Origin of the sequence: Phocaeicola plebeius DSM 17135 (assembly GCF_000187895.1) — a bacterium.
In the GTDB taxonomy this organism is placed as follows: Bacteria; Bacteroidota; Bacteroidia; order Bacteroidales; family Bacteroidaceae; genus Phocaeicola; species Phocaeicola plebeius.
The window spans coordinates 531,045-546,079 of sequence record NZ_DS990130.1 but is presented as its reverse complement, the minus strand read 5'-3'; the positions used below and the strand labels follow the sequence as shown (position 1 = coordinate 546,079).

The following is a 15,035-nucleotide window of genomic DNA, read 5'->3' as shown; positions in this document are numbered from 1 at the left end:
GAGTAATAGGGACAGACTGTAACAGTCTCCTTCCCCAAAGAGACTTTGTCTCTTGACAAGAAAATTGTTCTTTCATGATTTATTTCATGATAAATTAAAGGTTAACCATTAAAGTATAGCATGCCTTAAAAGAGAAGTGATAGCACCAAATACTTCAATGTGTTCAAATAGGTTAGTTAGTCTGCTGCAAAGAAATAGCTTTTTTATGTCTTGCACAAGCGATAAATCATTTTTTATCTCTTCAGTTCGTATGTTTAAAAGCAGCTATATAAAGAAAAATCAGCCAGTTCCCTTTATGAGAGCTGGCTGATTTCCTTTATTTTTGTATATCCGTAAAATCAGTTCTTGAAACTGTGAATCGGAGCAGGAATTCGTCCGCCACGATTCACAAAAGCTTCACAGCTGAAACGGTTGACCGGCATTACCGGTGCATAGCCCAGCAATCCGCCGAACTCTACCGTATCGCCCACTTCCTTTCCTACTACCGGAATGATTCTCACTGCCGTCGTTTTCTGGTTGACCATACCAATGGCCGATTCATCAGCAATCATTCCTGAGATAGTTGCCGCCGAAGTACTTCCCGGAATGGCAATCATATCCAACCCTACAGAGCATACACACGTCATGGCTTCCAGTTTTTCGATAGTCAAGGCCCCAGCCACAACCGCATCAATCATTCCCTGGTCTTCACTGACCGGAATAAACGCACCACTCAGTCCGCCCACATAAGAAGAAGCCATTACGCCACCCTTCTTCACCTGATCGTTCAGCAGGGCTAAGGCAGCCGTTGTTCCCGGTGCACCCGGATATTCTAATCCGATTTCCTGAAGAATCTCTGCCACACTGTCACCTACTGCCGGAGTTGGAGCCAACGAAAGGTCGATGATACCAAACGGCACATTCAAACGGCGAGAAGCTTCCTGTGCCACCAGCTGCCCCACACGCGTAATCTTGAACGCCGTGCGCTTGATAGTTTCACAAAGTACTTCAAAGCTTTTGCCACGAATCTGTTCCAAGGCATATTTCACCACACCAGGACCACTGACACCCACATTGATAACGGCATCCGGTTCTGAAACACCATGAAAAGCACCGGCCATAAACGGATTATCATCCGGAGCATTGCAAAGCACTACTAGTTTGGCACAGCCTAATGAGTCACGTTCTTTCGTCATTTCCGCCGTTTCCTTGATGATTTCACCCATCAGTTTCACTGCGTCCATGTTGATGCCGGTCTTGGTAGAACCTACATTCACAGAACTACAAATACGTTCTGTACAAGCCAAAGCCTTCGGAATGGAACGAATCAGCAACTCATCGCTACGACTCATACCTTTCGATACGATAGCCGAATATCCTCCGATAAAGTTTACACCCAGTTCGCCCGCAGCCTTATCCAGCGTCTTGGCAATCTGCACGTAATCATCCGGAGTCTTGCAAGCCGTTCCTCCCACCAGTGCAATAGGCGTAATCGAGATACGCTTGTTTACGATAGGAATTCCAAATTCCTTGGAAATGTCCTCACCCGTCTGCACCAGATTCTTTGCCAGACCGGTAATCTTATTATATATATTCTGACAAAGCACCTCCAGGTTACTGTCCGCACAATCCAGCAAGTTAATACCCATAGTAATGGTACGTACATCCAGGTTCTCCTGCTCTATCATCTTGTTGGTTTCAAGAACCTCAGTTATATTAATCATACCGTTTCCCGTTTTTATTAGATACGATGCATTTTGTCAAAAATTTCTTCACGCTGGCATTTGATCTGTACCCCAATGCCAGAACCGATATTCGCCAGTTCGCTCACTGCCTGTTCAAAAGGCTTTTCCAGCTTGGTCATATCCACAATCATCATCATTGTGAAATACTCCTGCACGATGGTCTGCGAAATATCCAGAATATTCACTTTATTTTCTGCCAGATAAGTACACACCTGAGCAATGATACCTACCGTATCCTTACCCACCACTGTAATAATAGCTTTGTTCACCATTGTTTCTAAAATAAATTGTTGTTTATGCCCCACAAAGGTAGACAATTCTTTCCATGTGTCACCTTTTCAAAAGAATTATTTTCAAGAAAGTTGCGTTTTCACAAAAAGAATGACATTTTGCAGGTACCCACCGATTCCTTTACAGACCTTTCGCCTTTGCTTCGTTCCAAATAGCATCCATCTCTTCCAGCGACATATCCATCAAATTCTTTCCTTCCTTAATGGTATGCGCTTCCAGGTAATTAAAGCGACGGATAAACTTCTGGTTTGTCTGCTCCAGCGCATTGTCCGGATTGATTTTATACAAGCGAGCCGCATTAATCAGGCTGAACATTACATCACCAAATTCGGCCTCTGCCTTCTCTTTGTCCATCTGACCTACCTCTGCTTCAAACTCGCCTATTTCTTCCTTCACCTTGCTCCATACCTGCTCACGTTCTTCCCAGTCAAACCCTACATTGCGAGCCTTGTCCTGAATGCGATACGCTTTAATCAATGAAGGAAGGGCATCGGGTACCCCGCTCAATACAGACTTATTACCGTCTTTTTCCTTCAACTTAATCTGCTCCCAGTTTTCAGACACTTTTTCTGCCGTATCCGCCTTCACTTCGCCAAATACATGCGGATGGCGGAAAATCAGTTTGTCGCACAACTTATCGCACACATCCTTAATGTCGAAATCGCCCGTTTCACTGCCAATCTTGGCATAGAATACCACGTGAAGCAATACGTCGCCCAATTCCTTGCAAATATTTTTCTTGTCGTCCTTCATCAGGGCATCACAGAGTTCATACACTTCTTCAATCGTGTTCGGACGCAAACTTTCATTGGTCTGTTTACGGTCCCACGGACATTTCACCCGTAACTCGTCCAGCACGTCGAGCAGGCGTCCGAACGCTTCCATCTTTTCTTCTCTTGTATGCATGATTTTCTATTTTTCTGTTTTACCCTGCAAAGGTACGACAAAAAAGCAAATCCTATTTCACTTCCACCTGCCAGTTTATTTCCAGCGGGTTGTTTTTCATGCGCCACACCACGGGTAGAGACGGATTGTCCCATATCCACATCTCACCCCCTTCATGACGGTCTACCACATGCAATAACGGACGTCCGGCATTCTTTTCCGATTCATCGGCTACCCGGTCATACACCGTCCGGTTAAACTCCATACTTCCCTTTTCTTTCAACTGCTGCAATGCACTCTGAGGTAACACATACGCTGTTTCCAAAGATGAGAGCGTCAGGTGATTTCCGTCCTCCGGCTGCAGGAAACACAACTGCTTTCCGTTTTTCAAGGCTTCCGGTGTCATGGTGTAACTGCCCGACTGCCAATGCAGGTTGCGTTCAATACCCCAGTTCATCTGTATATTCTCTCCCTGCTGACAGAAAACTACCTGATAACGGCGTGTCTGACCATGCAACTTGAACACAAACTTCAATGTATCCGATACGGCAGTCTGTGCAGACAGCATGCCCGTACTCCACAGACATGCCGTTAAAAATCCAAGTAAATATCTTTTTTTCATACGCATCTTATTTATCCAATCCCAGTTCCTTTCCCCAGCTTCCGGGCTTCTTTCCCATTTTCAAAACCAGCTCACCTCCGGCCATTATATCCTTGTGACGCAAAACAGAATATGGATAGTCTTTTCCATTCAATGTCACACCCTGGATATAACAGTTTTTATCCGAAAGTCCTTCGGCCACGACCTTAAACTCTTTTCCTCCTTCCAGATGGAAAGTCGTAGAGGTCAGTAGCGGTGTATGAATCAGGTAATAATCCTGTCCGGCATTCGGATACAAGCCTATCATGTGGAATGCCAGCCAAGAAGACATGGCACCTGAGTCATCATTACCCGGCAAACCTACCGGACCGTCGTTATAGTTCTTTGCAATAATCTCACGGATACGGTCGCTTGAGCGCCAGGGTTTACCCAGCCAGTGATACAGACAAGGTGTCAGGAAAGACGGTTCGTTGTTCACATTGAAGAAACCTTTATCAAAGAAAATGTCCAGTCGTTTTTCAAAATCGGCTGCCCCGCCACATTTCTCTATCAGCCCCGGCACATCGTGCGGAATGCTCAACGAATATTCCCATGAACTGGCTTCATAGAAGAACATGCTCCACCAAGGAGTGTACCATGGTCCTTCGAAGGTAACCGGTGTGTATTTAAACTTCGGCTGCATGCGAGTGGAATGACCGAAAGGAATAGAATCCAACCAGTTTCCTTCCTTGTCGCGCGGCATGATAAAGCCTTTCGCCCCTTCATGTTCATAGTCACCACGCCACAAGTTTTTCCAGTTTTCCGACTGCTTCAAATAACGCTGATACAGGTCTTCTTTACCCAAGCCTTTAGCCACCAACGCAATGGCATAATCACAATAAGAATATTCTACCGTACGGTTGCCAGCACGGTCAACACCATGAGGTATGTAGCCTAATTCCAGATAAGGAATCAGTCCGCCTCGGCCTTCTGCCTCTTCATTTCCACCGGGAGGCACCGTAGCGTCCTTCAGCATGGCTTCCAATGCTAGTTCATAATCAATTCCTTTTAATCCTTTCACAAAGGCATCGGCAATCACAATTTCCGCATTCGAACCACCCTGTGTACGACCGTTGCTGTTACCGCTACGCGCATCGGGCATATAACCATCACGTTTGTAAATATTTACCAGCGAACGTACAATATCGGCCTCCCGTTTCGGGTCAATCAAGGTAATCAAAGGAGAAGAGCTACGATATGTATCCCAGATAGCATAAAAATCGTCGTAATAAGGTTCCGGATCACTCCACAGCGGATTCTCGCCCGTACGGTCTACTGGCATCAGCATGGTGTGATACAGTCCGGTATAGAACATGCGTTTCTTTGCAAGCGGAGTCGACGGATTGATTTCTATTTTCTGAAGAAGTTGCTCCCACTGTCCTAACAAATCCTGATGCACCTTTTCAAACGACCAGTGAGGAATTTCAGAATGCGCATTGATTTTTGCCTTCTGCATACTCAGGAAAGAAATACCCACCTTCAACTGTACCACTTTGTCATTCTTCGCAAAGCGCAACAAGGCACCTGTCTTTTCTGCAGAGTCATACTGCGACTGTGCCTCCGTAATACGGTTTCCTTTCCAGGTAAGCGACTGCACAAACGGACGGTCTGTCTCCGCATAGAAATATACCGTATAAGCCTTTCCGTTGTTCCATCCGCCACGAATACGTGTATAACCAGCAACTTCATGGTCGGAAAGCACCTGAATTTCAGAACCGACAAACTGCTGAGCCTCGCGTGCATCCGGCACTGGATTTTCTCCCAAGAAGAAACCTGCATCCACTGCCAGCGATTTCAAAGAATCTTCCGGATACGTAAAACGATAGAAAGAAGCGCGATTGGCAGTAGTGATTTCCGTACGGATACCATTCTGCTTGAACTGCGTATCATAATATCCTAACCGGATGGTTTCATACTCACGGTAGTCATAATGGTTGACCCGGTCCATACCATTTCCAAACGGAGTAACCAGTACATTTCCATACTTAGGACCTCCTCCCGTACCACTGACATGCACCTGAGCAAATCCGTCTACCCGCTCCGGCATAGGTAACCATCCACTATTAGGAGAAGGTGTACAATCAGGTGAAGGCTTTACCATGCCATACGGACACGACGGCCCGATAAACACACGTCCCAGTCCTTCAGAACCGATACGCGGATCGACATATTGCGACAAAGGTGCTACATATTCCCCTTCGCTTTCAGCTACCACACGTGCCCAAAGCTCAGGCTGGTCGATATTCACTAAATCCGGCTGTGCCTGAATGGCTTTTTTGTAAGCCTCCTCATTCCCGTTTTGTATAGCAGCCATTACCAATATGCCATTTTTATGACAATAATTTACAAGATTCTTAGTAATGTTTTCCGGTTCAATCTCCACATACGAAGGCCGACATACAGCCTGCCATTTTTTAATTCCTTCTATATCCGATGCATTTACCTTTATCTTCATTTCAGGAGCCAGTTTGACAAACTCCGGAACCATTTTTGCATCGGCAAACCAAAAGAAACTATTCTTTTCGAATCCTTTAGCACGCACCAGCTTTACCAAATCAGCAACCGGAGTTCCTTTTTTCACATCAAAAAACACATTGGCCTTTCCCTTCAAAGAATCCAGCATGGTTTCAATACGCGGCACCTTAAGACCCCGGAAAGCAGGGCCGAACCATGAACCTGCATCCAACCGCTCTATTTCAGAAGAGGTAACCAAATGAATTGGCCCATGCCCATCCGTAGTACGGTCGAGGGTTTCATCATGAAGATTATACAACACTCCATCTTTACTTTTACGTACATCCAATTCTATCCATTCGGCTCCATATTTCAATGCAGCCCGTGCAGAAGGCAACGTGTTTTCCGGAGCTAAAAAATTTGCTCCACGATGTACAACCACTTCTATATCTTCAGAAGAAGGCCTGCCTTGCGCAGCAGGATTTGCATAACCCATGCCGGCCAAACCAGCCACAAACATAACGGTAAACAGCCTGGGAAATATATTCATGTTCATATAAAATTTATTAGATTGATACTTTTGGAAGCTAATTTACAATTTTTCGTCAATTTTATCTAGTATTTTATAGAATAAAGTTTTTCTACAAGAGAATATATCCGTCATAAAAAAGCCCCGTGCAGCACATCAAAGTTATCTTTTCTGCGACACGGAGCTTATTTTCAGATTAAAAACAATCGCTTGCTTCTGCTTTCAATCGCTTGCTCGATTAATATCCCTCATTCTGTTCCCAGTTCGTATTGGCATTCAATACATCCAGGGCCAACGGGAAAATTCGTTTGGTCAATTCGGCATTATCCGGATTAATATACTTGAATCCCCATGCACGTTCATAATCACCAAAACGAATCAAGTCATTCCTACGCCAATGTTCATCCAAAAACTCACGGCCGCGTTCATCCAATATTTCCTGCAACGAAGGATTGTAATCTATATCCAGCGAACCATCACGATTGGGTGACACATACGTACGAATCTGATTAAACAAACTCATCGGAGTATCGCCTAAAGTAGCCTCACCTCCACGGACAATTGCCTCACATTTTGTCAGAAGAATATCAGCATAGCGGAAAATAGGAATATCATTGTCCTGATTACGTTCATACAGATTATAGTCATTGGCATCCGGATAGAATTTGATAGAACGATACCCTTGTCTTGTTCCGTCTGCTCCCACATCCAAGTCACCATCTTCACGAATCAAGGTGATATGCTTCGTAAACTCTACTTGTTTTCCTTCGTACATATGAGGAGTAGTTGTTTTTTCACCGGTTACCGGATCATATTCAAAAATCAGTGTCTTTTCTTTTGAAGGATCTCCTACCACCACATCATTACGGCAGTCACCCGGCAAACAGAACAATTCTGCAAATTCAGGATTCATTGCAAAATTTCCTCCACAGCTCGGAGTCAGTACCGTAGTATAGAAACCGTTGGCACCACCATATCGCCAAGTACGATAACGGGCATAACACATTCCTTGGCTAAGGCTAGCTTCGTAAGGTACTGCATAAATAAAGTCTTTAATATGTGAACCGTTATTATACATGAACTTTTCCTTATAATCATCGCTCAAATCAAAAAGCTGAGAATTGATGATACGGTCACATGCCGCAATACAATCATCCAACTTTTCATTGGCCGCATTCGGATTCCAGTCTGCGCTAGTCACATCTTGTGTATATACATTCCAGTTGATATACAGTTTAGCGAGTAAAGCGTCCACCATCCAGCAAGTAGGTGTGCCATAAGTCGATTCATTCACTTCGCTGGGACACTTATCACGTACAGCCAGAAGTTCTGTCTCAATCCAGCGGGCAACATCTGCACGAGGAGAACGTTCTATAGAAGCAGAACCTTCGGTCAGTTTATAGTCCACGATAGGAGTGTCTCCAAAATTATCCATCAGCAAGAATGTATAGAATGCACGGGCAGCGCGTACCGGATTCGAAGTTTCCGGATTAGTTTCTCCCAAGTCGCGCAACAGCTGATTACAATTAGTTATACCTGCCAGAATATCGCTATACACGTTCAGCTGGCTATTGTTTGCCGAAGCCTCCCATGAATGAGTGGAACAGTTGGAATACTGACGTCCGTCCAGCCATCCTCCATTGAAACACACAGCCGAATATTCGTCTGAACTAAGGGAAAGCAATTCATCATAACGACGGGCCAACGGAGTACGGAATGCATAATACGCATTACTGATTCTTGCTTCCAGCGCAATGTCTGAGTCAATCGGATACTCCGTATATTGAGATTTGATGTCTACATCAAGGTCGTTACAACTGATTGTTGCGAGTGCCAGCATGGCACAGGTAAATATATTTTTGGTTTTCATATCAATTTTGTCTCCTTAATTTATATTAGAAGTTCATATTTACACCCACCATAAAGCTTCTGGTTCTAGGATAATTGCTATAGCGCATGTCCATACCCGGTTCCAGTCCGCCCAGGTTCACTTCAGGGTCTATTCCTTTATAACCTGTAAGAGTAAATACATTGTTGCATGTGGCATACACGCGTAAATTATTTACATAGTTACCCAGTTTACCGAAATTGTAAGCCAATGTCAGCGTAGACAAACGGAGATAAGAACCATTTTCCAAATAACGAGTAGAAGGAGCCTGGGCACGCGAGTCGTTAGCATGCTGTTCAGTAGCTACTTCTGACAAAATATTTTTACCGAAGCTGCTGAGTAAAGAAGGATCGCTATAGGTAGCACGAGTTGCATTAAATATCTTATTTCCGGCTACTCCCTGGAAGAAGGCACTCAGTGTCCATTTTTTCCATGTCAAATCATTGTTCCATCCGTAAGTCAGTTTCGGCTGTGCAGAGCCTGCCATACGGCGGTCACCATCATCTGGAGCATCGGTTGTTCCTACCAGATTGCCTTCTTCATCATAGTCATTGAAGATTGACATACCGTTTTCATCGTATCCGGCCCATTCCCACAAATAGAACTGACCGATAGGAGCGCCTTCCATCAATCGCTGTACATGCTGTCCTGAGTAGCTGTTGATGTTAGGATCGGCCATATCAATAAAGTTTACAGTATATTCAGAGTTAGACATTGACTCTACTTTATTTTTGTTGTGTGACAAATTAAGAGTGGTACTCCAAGTAAAGTCTTTTGTCTGCACAGGCACGGCATTAATCGTAATTTCAACTCCTTTGTTGCTGATGTCACCCACATTGGCCCACATTTCACTATAAGGATAGAGCAGCGTAGAAACCCGATAATTGTAAATCAAGTCACTGGTGCGCTTGTCATAATATTCTACGGTACCAGAAAGACGGTTATTGAAAAACCCAAAGTCAAGCCCCACATTCAACATCGCTGTCTTTTCCCATTTCAAGTCCGGATTTGCATTACGGGTAGCACCCAGCACACGGTAATTGTCGCCATCGGCACTAGTAAACCAGCCGGTAGAGCCATATACCTGACGTGAATAGAAGGCATCAAAACCCAAAGAGTTACCGCTGACACCGTAACCAACCCGGAACTTCAAATCGTCAAACACATCCTGTTCTTTCATAAAGTCTTCTTCAATGATTCGCCAAGAAGCAGACACAGAGGGGAAAGTACCCCAACGATTATTGACACCAAATGCAGAAGAACCGTCACGACGCAGGGTAGCCTGCAACAGATATTTGCTCTTGTAACTATAGTTAATACGTCCGTAATAAGAAATCATACGCAGCGTAGACAACAGATAACCGCTATTTATATTGCTTATATCGTCCATGGAAACACTGTTTGCCAGTGCCATATTATAATAAGAAAGCGCATCATTGTAGAAATTATAGGCTATCAGTCCAAAACCATTGTTATTATCTGCCTGTTCCCAGGAATATCCCAGCATGACACCTACTTTATGGACATCATTAAACGTATGGTCCCAGTTAATGTAGGTTTCCATCTGCTTCTTGATGTTTTCAGCCGTACTGCGTTCTGCCTGTCCGTTGCGTGACGCATAATCTACAATCTGAGATTTAGAAGAATGGTAGTTGTTGTAAAGGTATTGTTCATTCTGATAAGAAAGATTCAAATTCCAATCCAAACCATCGCAGATATGCAGTGTAGCCTTTGCAACTCCTTGCAACAATTTTTGCGTAGTTTCATAGCGGTCTTCATTGATAAGAGAAGCCGGATTGTAATATTGTGAGGTAGTTCTGCCATACCATGTTCCGTCTTCATTCTTCACCGGATTCAAAGGCAAGTAGTAGTTCATGGCATCCAAAGCACTTCTTCCCTCATTACTTGCAGGACCATTTTCATTATTGGTGATACTTCCATTCAAACTGATAGAAATATCCAGACGGTCATCGAATGCTTTTGTCTGAAGGAAAGAACGGGCTGTCAGGCGATCCATACCCGTACCGCGAACCGTACCCTGACGCTCCAGGAAGTTTAAAGAAGCATTATAAGAAGTCTTTTCATTACCTCCGTTAATCGAAATATTGTGATTATGACTGAAACCTGTACGAAGTACTTCACTCTGCCAGTCTGTATTAGCCGGATTATTTACATCATAATATCCAGATAAATCCAGATCATTGGCATCCGCATAAGCCAATACCTCGTCTGCAGTCATCATGTCCAGGGTTTTCATGGTTTTATCCCATGCCACATATCCACTGTAGCTTACATTGGTCTTGCCATTTTTATTCCCTTTCTTGGTTGTCACAATGATTACACCATTGGCTGCTTTTGAACCATAAATAGCTGTTGCAGAAGCATCTCTCAACACATCAATGCTCTCAATATCTTCTGGAGCAACCAGTGAAAGGCTCACTCCCGGCACACCGTCAATGACATAATATGGCTCCATAGCCTCCCCCGAACGAAGTGAAGAAGCACCACGTAATGAAATAGAAGGAGAACCATTAGGGTCGCTGGTATTGGCAATGGTCAGTCCCGGAACCTTTCCTTGAAGCAACTGAGCCGGAGAAGTGTACACCCCCACATTGAGATCTTCTGCCTTAACCGTAGTAATAGAACTGGTCACATCTTTACGGGTCATACTTCCATACCCGATTACCACCACCTCATCCAAGGTTTTAGTATCTTCATTCAACACCACATTCACCACATTTGAAGTCACTTTTATTTCCTGAGTGACAAATCCAATAAAGGAAAACACCAAAGTCTTTCCTTGTGGCATATCAACGGTAAATTTACCGTCTATATCAGTTACGGTTCCGTTTGTGGTTCCTTTTTCAAGCACATTTACCCCAATCAAAGGTTCTCCGGTTTTGTCGGTCACAACACCTGTTACCCGATTTTGGGCAAATGCCAAAGTACTACTCAATAAAAACAACACAAAGAACAAGCTTTGCGTAAATGTTCTTTTACTCTCTGATTGTACATTAAGCATAATACAAATTTTTAGTTAGAAATAAACTTTTTTTTCAGCGGCAAAAGTATCCCGACGATGTTACAAGAATATTTCCAGACTATTAAATCTGTATTTAAACAATTGACAAACAAACAGTTATACACACATACTAGAATACCTCACCACTTTTCAATGGTAAGGGCACAACAAAGATATTCAGGCTCACTTTTGCCTGAAATCCTGATGCAAAACTAGTGGATAAACCACTAAAGAAGGAGGAAAATAGTATAATATAGGAGGGAAATAGTACATCCAGAAGCTAATCTTCTGTGATTGCATCTTTTTTCAGGTCAATCACAAAATTCTGACAAGGCTCTCCATTCAGAAAAGCAAGGAAAAGCGTACCCAGACCTTTCACCATCTCCACTTCGGCCGAACGGAACGTAGAAATACGCGCACGGTCAAACAGATAACGATAAACCGCCAAACGAGTCCTCGGAATATCTTCCAAAGCCAGACGTTCTGCATAACGCAGACGATATAAATCCAGAACCAAATCTTTCATACACCAGTCAGTCCAGTCGGCATCATCCGACTTATCTTCTCCCGACACGGCTTCCAGCATCCGGGCACCGGTAAAATCCAGGCAGGCCCGCCAGGATTCCGGAAGGTCACGCGGAATAAATCGCAGACGCACCAAATCACGAAACTGATAATCGCAGAATTCTCCATACGTACGGGCAGAAAGAATTTCTTTATTCCATACAGGTGAATGTCCTTTCAGACTATCCGACTGGTATTCTGCGCGATACAAAGGAAACAGACTATCGAATCCTGGCACCGTGTCCAATGCTACCGTTTCCACCCGAAACACCTCATCGCTTTCAATGGTCAGAATCTTATAGGCCGGTACATAGGTCGCAATTGAAGGGACCTGTATATTATATAGATGTTTCCCGTCTTTTCCTTCCCAGATACCAGTATCATTCACGTGCATGTGTCCGGCAAAATGCAGACGCAGTCCGGCTTGCAGAAAAGCCTCACTCACTTCGGCTTCCGGCACACGGTGCAGATCGAACCGGCGGTCGCCCCATATCCGACGTACATGTTCCGACACACCGTCATTGAAATCGACCAACGGATAATGTGAAAATGACACCAGTGTCTTATGGCGCTTCTGTGCTTCCTCTACTACCTTTCGCACCCAAGGCAACAAAAACGGTTTATGTTTCAGTACAAGGTTGTATCCAGCACTGGAACCTTGATAGCTCCACTTTCCATCCTTCATTTCTTTTGGAAGATAAACTCCTCCGTCAATGGCCAGCAGCCAGAGTCCGTCTACCGGTTCTACCAGGTAACTGGCATCCGTAGCCGTCAGCGAATCGCACAGTGTGTAGGTCCGCTTGCTCAATACACTTTCACGGCAAGCATCCTCGTAAGAATACTTGTCATACGTATAAGAAGTAAAAGGACTTTCCCAATAACAATCGTCCTTCCGAGGGAAAAAGCCAAAATCGGCATAGCATTCCATCTGCGACACATAACCGGCACACGAATCCTCACGCGTCACACGGCTTCCGTCTGCTGCCAGAAAATGCGCGTTCTTTTGCATCAGCCCCAAAGGAAGAGCCGGATCATGATTACCTGTAGTCACAAAAAAGCGCATACCTTTTCTTTGCGTGTACGAATGCAATATATTCTTTATTTTTTGTTGATTGAAGAACTGCCCGTTATCGGTTAAATCACCCGGCAACACAACCCAGCGAATATTCCTGCGAGCCACGTCATCAAGAGCCGCCAGAAGCGCATAATAATTTTCATTAAACAAACGGGTGGACTGTACCTGTACCTCCATGGAACGCACTCGTTCGGCATGACCGTCCACATCTTGAATATGTGCATCCGATATAAATGCAATCTGTGTCTGTGCATTTCCCAACAGCATAATTCCCCACAAACATGCCACCAAGCACAGCTTTATCATTTTACTCATAAATACGTACTTAAGAATCTCTTACAAAGATAGTGATTTTATCAGAAAGGAGACTCTCCATTCTTTCTTTTAAAACAGCATCCTATTCTTGACATACTTTTGAAATATTTTCTTAACCACAAAGAATCTTTTACGTTTCTTACAGCAAAGCCTTATGTTTTCCCGACGGAAAACGTATAGCTCCACCCGGAAAAACATAAGGCTGTCATAAGGGAGACATAAAACACCCTGCTTCATTTCTCCCTACATACAAAGGGGATTATCAATCAATGATTCGGACACTGATGTTCTCCACCCTCATGATGATGATCGCAACCTACACCAGAATCCTGTATCTTTCCAGCCAGATAGGCCTCAGCCACTTCTATCACTGAGCCATGGCATCCTCTGATTACCTCTATACCACAAGCTGAAAGTTTGGCCAGCGCACCGGCTCCCATATTGCCGGCCAACATCACGGTCACCCCGTCAGCCTGTAATTTAGAAGCAATATCCGACTTACATCCACAACCCTGCGGAGAAGGGAGCACTTGCGTACGAGCTATACGGTTCTCTTCGTCTACCGTAAAAATGGTGTAAAACTCACAATGACCGAAATGGTCGTCTATCAGACCGTTTTTTGTAGGTAAAGCTATCTTTTTCATACGCGCTTAATTTGATAATTTATTGACGCAAAAGTACGAATTAAAAGTAATAAGCAGAAAAATATAGCAAAGTTATTGGCAGATAGGCGTTTTAGGAAAATAGTTTTGAAAGACAGAAAAAGCAATGAAAAAGCCAAGTTAGGACATCGCAACATTACCAATTCGTGACCATACCTGAAACAGGTTATAACGAGGTTGTAAAAATATAGGAAACATTAATTTCCAGTAAGTTAGTAATAACTCACGCAAGAGAATGCGGCATAAACGAGAATTGCAGTATTCCTCAATGATTTGCGTAGCGACGAAAGATTCTTCACGAACTAAATATGAAATCAAGAAAGAGGGAACAACAAGAGGGTTTCTCACGAAAGGGGAAATCCGTATGCTGATGGACGGCAAACCGAAAAACGCTAAACAGGAGCTTTACCGTGACCTGTATCTGTTTTGTGCGTTTCATGAGGTTGTCGTTTTCCGATATGCGCAATCTGCGTGAAGAAAATATCCATACATACTTCGACAACCATGAATGGATAAACATTAACTGCCAAAAGACGGATGTAGAATCGAACATCCGCCTGCTGGATCTGCCCCGAAGAATCATAGCAAAATACCGCGGACTGTGTGAGGACGGAAGGATTTTCCCTGTCCCCATTACATGACCTGCCTGTGTGGAATACGTGCCGTAACCAAACGCGGTATCACGAAACACCTTACATGGCACCAGAACCGCAACACGGCGGCGATAACCGTATTCCTGTCAAACGGCATACCTATTGAAACGGTGAGTTCGATACTCGAACACAAGAGCATCAAGACAACGCAAATTTATGCGAGTGCGCCCAGAATGGTCGCTTAATAAATACTTCTTTAGCAAGAAGTTAGGATTGGGTTCGATATAGTCCTATCGTCAATCAGTTTATCCAAAAGGGAAACCCGATGGAGAGTGTAGCATACTGATTAAAGCTCCAAGTCCACTAATAGTCAGGTGGCGACTGAGGGGCAAG

Annotated in this window: 9 protein-coding genes and 1 pseudogene; 1 reads left to right on the top strand and 9 read right to left on the bottom strand. The window is 44.0% G+C overall.

Annotated elements, in window-relative coordinates; all coding sequences use genetic code 11:
• Positions 1-338: 338 nt before the first annotated feature.
• From BACPLE_RS10385 to BACPLE_RS10345, 9 genes are all read right to left on the bottom strand, one after another.
• On the bottom strand, positions 339-1,703 hold the full coding sequence (locus BACPLE_RS10385) for a PFL family protein (RefSeq protein WP_007561637.1): 1,365 nt from the start codon (positions 1,701-1,703) through the stop codon (positions 339-341).
• 17 nt (positions 1,704-1,720) lie between these two features.
• Positions 1,721-1,993: an ACT domain-containing protein gene (locus BACPLE_RS10380; RefSeq protein WP_040312982.1), complete on the bottom strand. Its 273-nt coding sequence runs from the start codon at positions 1,991-1,993 to the stop codon at positions 1,721-1,723.
• A gap of 142 nt (positions 1,994-2,135) precedes the next feature.
• Entirely contained in the window at positions 2,136-2,924 is a 789-nt protein-coding gene (mazG, locus tag BACPLE_RS10375; protein ID WP_040312837.1) for a nucleoside triphosphate pyrophosphohydrolase, read from the bottom strand.
• A gap of 49 nt (positions 2,925-2,973) precedes the next feature.
• On the bottom strand, positions 2,974-3,522 hold the full coding sequence (locus tag BACPLE_RS10370) for a hypothetical protein (protein WP_148374588.1): 549 nt from the start codon (positions 3,520-3,522) through the stop codon (positions 2,974-2,976).
• A gap of 7 nt (positions 3,523-3,529) precedes the next feature.
• Positions 3,530-6,550, bottom strand: a complete 3,021-nt coding sequence (locus BACPLE_RS10365) for a GH92 family glycosyl hydrolase (protein ID WP_007561623.1) — start codon at positions 6,548-6,550, stop codon at positions 3,530-3,532.
• Between the two features lie 211 nt (positions 6,551-6,761).
• Positions 6,762-8,393 carry a RagB/SusD family nutrient uptake outer membrane protein gene (locus BACPLE_RS10360; protein ID WP_007561621.1) on the bottom strand — a complete coding sequence of 544 codons (1,632 nt, stop codon included), beginning with the start codon at positions 8,391-8,393 and terminating at the stop codon, positions 6,762-6,764.
• A gap of 25 nt (positions 8,394-8,418) precedes the next feature.
• On the bottom strand, positions 8,419-11,433 hold the full coding sequence (locus BACPLE_RS10355) for a SusC/RagA family TonB-linked outer membrane protein (protein WP_007561619.1): 3,015 nt from the start codon (positions 11,431-11,433) through the stop codon (positions 8,419-8,421).
• Positions 11,434-11,713: 280 nt separating this feature from the next.
• On the bottom strand, positions 11,714-13,387 hold the full coding sequence (locus BACPLE_RS10350; RefSeq protein ID WP_007561618.1) for a metallophosphoesterase family protein: 1,674 nt from the start codon (positions 13,385-13,387) through the stop codon (positions 11,714-11,716).
• Between the two features lie 266 nt (positions 13,388-13,653).
• Entirely contained in the window at positions 13,654-14,031 is a 378-nt protein-coding gene (locus BACPLE_RS10345; RefSeq protein WP_007561614.1) for a NifB/NifX family molybdenum-iron cluster-binding protein, read from the bottom strand.
• Positions 14,032-14,353: 322 nt separating this feature from the next.
• Between BACPLE_RS10345 and BACPLE_RS10340 the strand changes: the two are divergent.
• Positions 14,354-14,887: pseudogene (locus BACPLE_RS10340) on the top strand (site-specific integrase); the annotation flags it as partial.
• Positions 14,888-15,035: the final 148 nt, after the last annotated feature.

Bases quoted from the DNA above. Each gene is read 5' to 3' on its own strand.
- BACPLE_RS10385 (WP_007561637.1), bottom strand. From the start codon at position 1,703: ATGATTAATATAACTGAGGTTCTTGAAACCAACAAGATGATAGAGCAG.
- BACPLE_RS10370 (WP_148374588.1), bottom strand. From the start codon at position 3,522: ATGAAAAAAAGATATTTACTTGGATTTTTAACGGCATGTCTGTGGAGT.
- BACPLE_RS10365 (WP_007561623.1), bottom strand. From the start codon at position 6,550: ATGAACATGAATATATTTCCCAGGCTGTTTACCGTTATGTTTGTGGCT.
- BACPLE_RS10360 (WP_007561621.1), bottom strand. From the start codon at position 8,393: ATGAAAACCAAAAATATATTTACCTGTGCCATGCTGGCACTCGCAACA.
- BACPLE_RS10355 (WP_007561619.1), bottom strand. From the start codon at position 11,433: ATGCTTAATGTACAATCAGAGAGTAAAAGAACATTTACGCAAAGCTTG.
- BACPLE_RS10350 (WP_007561618.1), bottom strand. From the start codon at position 13,387: ATGAGTAAAATGATAAAGCTGTGCTTGGTGGCATGTTTGTGGGGAATT.
- BACPLE_RS10345 (WP_007561614.1), bottom strand. From the start codon at position 14,031: ATGAAAAAGATAGCTTTACCTACAAAAAACGGTCTGATAGACGACCAT.